Raw genomic sequence first — 6,011 nt, forward strand, 5'->3', positions numbered from 1 at the left:
GAGCGTCAAAATTTGACGGTTGAACGGGAATTTTGACGTCCATTTGAACTGTTTTTTGTGGCACGGTGCTCTGACTATTTACGGAATCGCAGTGAGCACCATCGGCGTTTGAAAATGATACCATAATCAGCTTCCTCAGTGTTTAGCTGGTAACATGCTGGATAGGTTTTGCGAACTACAGTGTGAGAATCAGGAGTGGAGGTGTAATATCGAATTTTTGGGTTGTCCCCCAAGACCTACACCATCATAAAAAATCCCGCCGAAGCGGGAGCTAAAATTAAGCGGTTTTCATTCGGTATGCCGACAGAGACAAGACATTTTCTGTCGCTACCTCAGTAGCAAAAGTTGATAACGAATCATCATTTGCCAACTCTGCCAACATAGCTGGCATGATGTGCAATCGTTTAGCCAGTGATTCAACATCGACAGACAGATCCGTGAGAAGAAACTTCATTGCCCGTTGGAAAAGCTCAGGTTTTTCACTAGGAATGAGATAGTCTTCTTTTTCATCAATTGCTTCCCCCTTGCGTTTCAGACCGAAGAACGCAGTTTTATATTGAGCATCAGTTAATAGTGATAATTGATGAGCTCTGTAAATGGTTGCTGCTTTGCTCACTTTCCACGTCAATTTAAACTGACTCAGTCCCTGCCAGTCGATACGGCCACCGATTGGGCGAGGAAAATATTTTGCCATTGCTGAGCGTGGGAGAAGCAAAGCAGATGCAAAGCGGTTAGCTTGTGACTCTGTTACTCTGTCTCCCGTCGAGATGCCCTCATGCAAAATCAAGTGTGCAACTTCGTGAGCGATATCAAAACGCTGACGGCACGGCGATTTCTTAGCTGTATTCCTTACGATAAACGGGCGACTTAAAGGAACAGAAAGTGCGTCCACATCATCAGAAATAGAATCGAAAGAAGTCACAAAGGCTCCCAGCTTTTCAGCAAGACGGGTCATGTTATCGATCGGCCCAAGGCCTAATCCCCAATCTGTGCGGCATTGCTCAGCAGCTTTTTCTATATCCTCTTGAGTATTTACCCGCAGCTCAGGAAATCTGACTGGTGGTAAATTCAAATACTCATCAAAAACCTCAATCAGACGACGATACAATTCAGCTTTAGCGAGTGTCGCCCACTTGGTTGCCATACGAGTAGAGCTACGCTTGCGGAAGTGAACGATTTCTTCATTCACTGGAGACTGCTCTTGCGCCTCAAAAAATTCAGGCATAACCAGCAACGCGGCAGCTAATTTATGTGCAAGCTCAGGAGTAGGAACAGCCGAGCCAGATTCCAGCCGCTGTATGTACTGGCGGGTCTTATCGACCCGCTCAGCTACTTGCTCCAGTGATAGCTCGTGATACAGACGAGCCAATCGCAAATTAGAACCGTTAAACACTTTTCACCTACTATTATCCGTTATCACTTTTCTTTTCCTTTTCAGGAACAGAGGCGCTGATATCATCCAGTTCAATCTTCACAGGTGCTGGCGGAGTATCGTCTGTAGAATGCAGCACTGTTACTCGTTCGTCGCCATAACTCCATAAAGAAAGCACCTCTTCCAGTGCATTATAGCCCGCGAAGTGTACTCGACCACCCTCGCCCTCAAACTCAGGCTTCTCGACAACGAAACGCCAAATCGTTGGAATTCTATCCTCTGATGCAAAGAGCTGGTCTACGCTATTCCTGCGGAAAAAATTAGCCCTTTGTGGATTCGTTGGATCATCAGTAAAGGAACGTATTGGGATCCCACCAATAGTGATTGTATAATCATTGTTAGGATTAATTAGTCCAAGCCAGCTATGTTTTTTCGACAAACATAGACGTTTTATACGATTCTTCTGGCGTGCAAACGTGCATGTAGCGCGAGAGTAATTGTCATCATCTTTAGAAGATAAAAGATCATGCGTATCTTCCTGTACGGTCAGGAGTATCTCTGCAATGATAGATAAACGCTCTTCGGTTAACTGAGGGTGAAACGTCCAGGGTAGTGGGTAATTTTGCATCAGGTTACGTTCCTTACAGTGCAAAAATAGAATTCTGTCAACTAGAATGATGGTGCATTATTTTTATTTTGTCAACTAACCCCTGTTAATTTTCACAGCAGCCTTATCGACGATATAGCATGGCAGGATAGTGTCTGGCGATGATGTCGTTCAGCTTATCGACCAGCTCTGGTCGTTTGAACGTGATGTGTACTGTTCCCTTCTGAAAGTACTTAATAGTAAACATCTCGTCCTCGTAACGGTTGCTGTGTCTGTTCTCATGGATATGGTCGCCCAACCGGCGGGTGACGTCGGCGCGATTGTCGGGGATGGGCTTCCCATCGAGGATCATCAGCATACGCTCAAGGTCTGCTAACCGGTCACGTTGCCAGCCCCAGTTCAGGCCAAATCCCCATCTGTCGTATTTGACCAGCCCCGTCACGATGATTTTATTGCCAAAATTGCAGGGCGAGTTCGTCTTGAAATTCCACGATAAGCTTTTGAAGACGTTTATAACGCCGCGCTTGAACACCTCACCTTTGCTCTGATGCAGTTGCTCAAACGTACTGAGAATGTTCGCTTCACTGACAGCCGGAATGTCCTCCTTTTCCAGGCTGTTGTACCACTGCTCACGGGCAGCTGCATCCATCAGGCTGAGCATACCGGACCGTTGCATCAAGTCTCGCCATATACCGCGATCGAGATTACGGGTAATGGCTTTCATCGCCGTTTCTGTTTTCTCCATCAGCCAGCAACCACAACGGAAATCCTGCTTCATGGCCCAGTCGAGGGCTGTTTTTCCGCCGATGCTGCGGGTCATTGTCGAAATATCGTCAAGCTGCTGGATCAGCGCTTCAATCTGCGCCAGCGCGGAATTACGTCCGGTGATGATGCGCTCAATGCTGGTGGAACAAATTACGTCGGTGTGGCCAGTGAACACTTCGGGTTCGGTGAGAGTCAGTTCTGACATTTTTATTTCCTTATATAAAGCAAAACGCCAGCCGGTGAGGGCTGGCGCTTATGAGTGCGTAATGAGTACGGTTCGGTGGTTAATCTGTACTGGCCTGTTGCAGAAGCTGAAAATGACGGAGATCGCGAACGTCCTGACGCGCACGTTCAATCCAGGGCAACAGCACTGCTGAATCGGTGTTGTCCTCGTCGTTGTCAAAAATCATCTCGCTGCCACAATCGATGTTGTCCTGCAGCCAGCCAATCAGAATGTTTAGAGCAGTTTCAGTGGTTAATTCCGGCATGTGAAAACCTTGTAGTGATTGAGGTGGCGTTACCAGTCGAAGGTGGCAAAGCCGGGCAGCACCTCACTACAGGCATCCAGGTGAATAATGCCAACGGCGTAGCGACGGATAAGCGTCACCACTAACCGACGACAGGCTTTCGACACACCAAGGCGTTTGAGGCGTAAGACCGGAAACGACCACGCGCTCAGGCGAAGCAGATAGCCGGAGCCCGAAAAATGAATCCATTCTGATTCACCAAAGTCTTCATACTGATGCGAAAGAGCAAACAGCAGAGTGTTGTCGGCTTCGGTGATATGCGCGGTGCTGCATTGGATACCGGTAAGGCGGGCGACGGGCGGCAGGAGATCTTCAACAATCAGCTTCCCAGGTTCGTCAGCAACACGAAGCGAATACCCGTTGTCGCTGACCACATTGATCAGGTCGGCTAGTTCAATACCGTCGATATCTACAGCGATCCGGCCCATGTTGAGGGCCAGTACGTTGATGGTATCGGCTTCCACCGTCAGGGACAGCCTCATGGCTGCACCTCCCGGTATTTGCCGGTGGTGATGTCGGTAACGGCCCTGTAGCTATTACGGGTCCTCAGCCCGGTCGCCTTCCTGGCCCGCAGAATATCGATACTGCCGATAAGCGGTGACTGTGTTTCTGCGCTGAAGCCGCGGCGATCGGTACGTATCAGATCGTATTTCTCCACGATAAAATTCACGGCGTCGCACAGTGATATACCGGCGTCGATATGCTCCTGAATCACGCTATCGTTGCCAAACGGCGTATCGTTGAGCGTTAGACCGTAGTGACGGTCCAGCAGGTGACTCAGGAGGCGCTGCCAGATCGCCACGGGTGACGGGCGTGGCGAAACCTCCCGTTTCGGAGGAACAGGTTGTGTTTGCATAATGGAAACCTTTACTGGTGAGTTAAACGAAGGAAAACTGCCGGGAGGTTTATTCTGTTGTTGCAGGTGTCGGGTAAATTGCGAGATAGACGTACCCGTGCGAGCCGAGGCTGTCGGCCTCGCATACCAGCCCTTTTGCATACAGCGTGACGCAGTGCTGATGACGGGGATTCAGCTCACCGGAAAGCAGCATCAGCTCCAGTTGCTTCAGCAGTAGCGGGAATGCCTGGTCGAGATGGCGTAAATCCGCGTCGCTGAAGGTGCCGGTGATGCTGGCGCGGTCGTTCAGGTAATGCAGCCGGTTGCCCTCCTGCACCAGACGTGCGCCAAAACAGGGGGTGATATCGCGTTTAAGCCCCCACCAGGGGGCGGCGATATCGTGGTTTACAGGCGGAATTTTATTCGACAATTTTAGCCTTCCTTAAACGTGAATTAATTCAACGTGACGCTGCGTAATACGACGTACGGGCCGTTGCGGTCCTGACGGCGTTCTGCGAAGACGGCGAGCACGCCGCTGATATCCTGCACTTCCCGACCTGCGTAGTGGCAGATGCTGCCGGACCATGTGTATTTGCCGGCACAGAAGCGAAACAACCGGGACTGCGGATGCTGGCGGTATATCGCCATCGCCTGGCGTTTGCTGATGATTTTCATCGTTATTCTCTCCTTAAAGCCACCCTCTCTCAGCAAATGAGACGATCTCCATGCCGCCCACCACCAGGTGATCAAGCAGTCGGATATCAACCAGCTCCAGCGCCTGCTGAATACGCGTAGTGACCTGACGATCTGCATTGCTGGGTTCGGCAAGGCCTGACGGGTGGCAATGCGCCACAATGACAGCGGCACAGTTATGCTTCAGACCGGCCTTAACCACCTCGCGGGGATGGACCTGCGTATGATTGATGGTGCCGGTGAAGAGCGTTTCGTGGGCTATCAGACGATGCTGGTTATCGAGGAAGAGTACAGTGAATACTTCACGCTCCAGTGAGGCGAGTTGCAGACGCAGCCAGTCACGAACGGCGGTGGTGGAGGTAAAGGAGGCGCCGGGCTCGCGTAACTGGCGTTCCAGCAGGGTCAGCGCACGTCGGATAGTGCGCTGTGCGGCGGGAGATATTCCCCCGCTGTCGGGGGGACAAGGGGTGATATTCATTGGCTTTTCCTTTCTGTTGACCCGTCCGGGATTGATGTGTTGTACAGTTTCACGGCAACGACGAACTCGTCGTGCTGGGATTCAAACCATGACCAGACAGGGAAGAGAGAGGTACCCGTCGGAAAATGCAGGAAGAGTTCGTCGGTCACAACGTCTCCGTCCTCATCCCTGACCGTTATTTTCCCCAGCGCATCCCACAGGGTATTCAGGTGAGACAGTTCATACGACATGGCGGGATGCTCAGTCGATGATGTGCATGATGGCGTTGCATTCCGGGTGACTGAGCGCGTAATCCCGCAGGCGGTAGTAGTGTTCCGTCATGGCATCACATTCGGTGCGCATGGCATGGTGGCTGTACGTCATCAGACAGACGGCAATCCCCGCAGCGTCGGCACTGAGTTCACCGCCGTTGCCGTTCATAGTGTTGAACAGCGACCACGGTTCATTGTTCTCCGCTTCCGGGGCCATAAACGCACCACCGTTGCTGAGCGTATAAAAATTCCAGATACCGCCGTTGTAGTCGGCGCAGAAACAGTCCATCCACGCGAAGACCGTCGGCTCAAGGATTATCCACTGTGGTATGCTGCCGAAGTACTGCGGCCAAAAGCCGATGCGCTGCTCGTCCTGTACGAGGGTGGCGGTCAGCGCTGGCGCAGAACCGGCAGGTTGTGGCGGTAACGGAAGGGTATCGTGAAGGTTAATAATGTCGGTCATGTTAGTTTTTCCTTGTTTAT

General features: G+C 51.2%; 11 protein-coding genes. All 11 read right to left on the minus strand.

Annotation, left to right across the window (positions count from 1 at the left end):
- Nucleotides 1-277: 277 nt before the first annotated feature.
- Nucleotides 278-1,393: a helix-turn-helix domain-containing protein gene (locus tag ADK28_RS07685; RefSeq protein WP_048795336.1), complete on the minus strand. Its 1,116-nt coding sequence runs from the start codon at nucleotides 1,391-1,393 to the stop codon at nucleotides 278-280.
- 13 nt (nucleotides 1,394-1,406) lie between these two features.
- Nucleotides 1,407-2,000 (minus strand): hypothetical protein, encoded by a 594-nt coding sequence (locus ADK28_RS29900; RefSeq protein ID WP_075202050.1) that lies wholly within the window; start codon nucleotides 1,998-2,000, stop codon nucleotides 1,407-1,409.
- Between the two features lie 103 nt (nucleotides 2,001-2,103).
- The gene (locus ADK28_RS07690; RefSeq protein WP_048795337.1) at nucleotides 2,104-2,949 is read right to left on the minus strand and encodes a DUF4942 domain-containing protein; all 846 of its coding nucleotides are present in this window, start codon (nucleotides 2,947-2,949) and stop codon (nucleotides 2,104-2,106) included.
- Between the two features lie 79 nt (nucleotides 2,950-3,028).
- Nucleotides 3,029-3,232: a DUF957 domain-containing protein gene (locus ADK28_RS07695; protein WP_048795338.1), complete on the minus strand. Its 204-nt coding sequence runs from the start codon at nucleotides 3,230-3,232 to the stop codon at nucleotides 3,029-3,031.
- Between the two features lie 29 nt (nucleotides 3,233-3,261).
- Nucleotides 3,262-3,753 carry a DUF5983 family protein gene (locus ADK28_RS07700; protein ID WP_048795339.1) on the minus strand — a complete coding sequence of 164 codons (492 nt, stop codon included), beginning with the start codon at nucleotides 3,751-3,753 and terminating at the stop codon, nucleotides 3,262-3,264.
- Nucleotides 3,750-4,127, minus strand: a complete 378-nt coding sequence (locus ADK28_RS07705; protein WP_048795340.1) for a TA system toxin CbtA family protein — start codon at nucleotides 4,125-4,127, stop codon at nucleotides 3,750-3,752. Before ADK28_RS07705 ends, ADK28_RS07700 begins: the two co-directional genes overlap by 4 nt.
- A 49-nt stretch (nucleotides 4,128-4,176) precedes the next feature.
- Nucleotides 4,177-4,536, minus strand: coding sequence for a type IV toxin-antitoxin system YeeU family antitoxin (locus ADK28_RS07710; RefSeq protein ID WP_048795341.1), 360 nt, complete (start codon nucleotides 4,534-4,536; stop codon nucleotides 4,177-4,179).
- A 23-nt stretch (nucleotides 4,537-4,559) separates the two neighbouring features.
- On the minus strand, nucleotides 4,560-4,781 hold the full coding sequence (locus tag ADK28_RS07715) for a DUF987 domain-containing protein (RefSeq protein WP_048795342.1): 222 nt from the start codon (nucleotides 4,779-4,781) through the stop codon (nucleotides 4,560-4,562).
- A 13-nt stretch (nucleotides 4,782-4,794) separates the two neighbouring features.
- The gene (gene radC / locus ADK28_RS07720) at nucleotides 4,795-5,277 is read right to left on the minus strand and encodes a RadC family protein (RefSeq protein WP_016154455.1); all 483 of its coding nucleotides are present in this window, start codon (nucleotides 5,275-5,277) and stop codon (nucleotides 4,795-4,797) included.
- Complete coding sequence (locus tag ADK28_RS07725) at nucleotides 5,274-5,507, minus strand: hypothetical protein (protein WP_048795343.1); 234 nt, start codon at nucleotides 5,505-5,507, stop codon at nucleotides 5,274-5,276. Before ADK28_RS07725 ends, radC begins: the two co-directional genes overlap by 4 nt.
- A gap of 10 nt (nucleotides 5,508-5,517) precedes the next feature.
- Nucleotides 5,518-5,991 (minus strand): antirestriction protein, encoded by a 474-nt coding sequence (locus ADK28_RS07730; protein WP_065426221.1) that lies wholly within the window; start codon nucleotides 5,989-5,991, stop codon nucleotides 5,518-5,520.
- Nucleotides 5,992-6,011 lie beyond the last annotated feature (20 nt).

The organism is Serratia sp. 506_PEND, assembly GCF_001076875.1.
Classification (GTDB): Bacteria; Pseudomonadota; Gammaproteobacteria; order Enterobacterales; family Enterobacteriaceae; genus Serratia; species Serratia marcescens.

Coding starts and splice junctions, on each gene's coding strand:
- ADK28_RS07690 (WP_048795337.1), bottom strand. CDS start 2,949: ATGTCAGAACTGACTCTCACCGAACCCGAAGTGTTCACTGGCCACACC.
- ADK28_RS07715 (WP_048795342.1), bottom strand. CDS start 4,781: ATGAAAATCATCAGCAAACGCCAGGCGATGGCGATATACCGCCAGCAT.
- radC (WP_016154455.1), bottom strand. CDS start 5,277: ATGAATATCACCCCTTGTCCCCCCGACAGCGGGGGAATATCTCCCGCC.
- ADK28_RS29900 (WP_075202050.1), bottom strand. CDS start 2,000: ATGCAAAATTACCCACTACCCTGGACGTTTCACCCTCAGTTAACCGAA.
- ADK28_RS07730 (WP_065426221.1), bottom strand. CDS start 5,991: ATGACCGACATTATTAACCTTCACGATACCCTTCCGTTACCGCCACAA.
- ADK28_RS07695 (WP_048795338.1), bottom strand. CDS start 3,232: ATGCCGGAATTAACCACTGAAACTGCTCTAAACATTCTGATTGGCTGG.
- ADK28_RS07725 (WP_048795343.1), bottom strand. CDS start 5,507: ATGTCGTATGAACTGTCTCACCTGAATACCCTGTGGGATGCGCTGGGG.
- ADK28_RS07700 (WP_048795339.1), bottom strand. CDS start 3,753: ATGAGGCTGTCCCTGACGGTGGAAGCCGATACCATCAACGTACTGGCC.
- ADK28_RS07705 (WP_048795340.1), bottom strand. CDS start 4,127: ATGCAAACACAACCTGTTCCTCCGAAACGGGAGGTTTCGCCACGCCCG.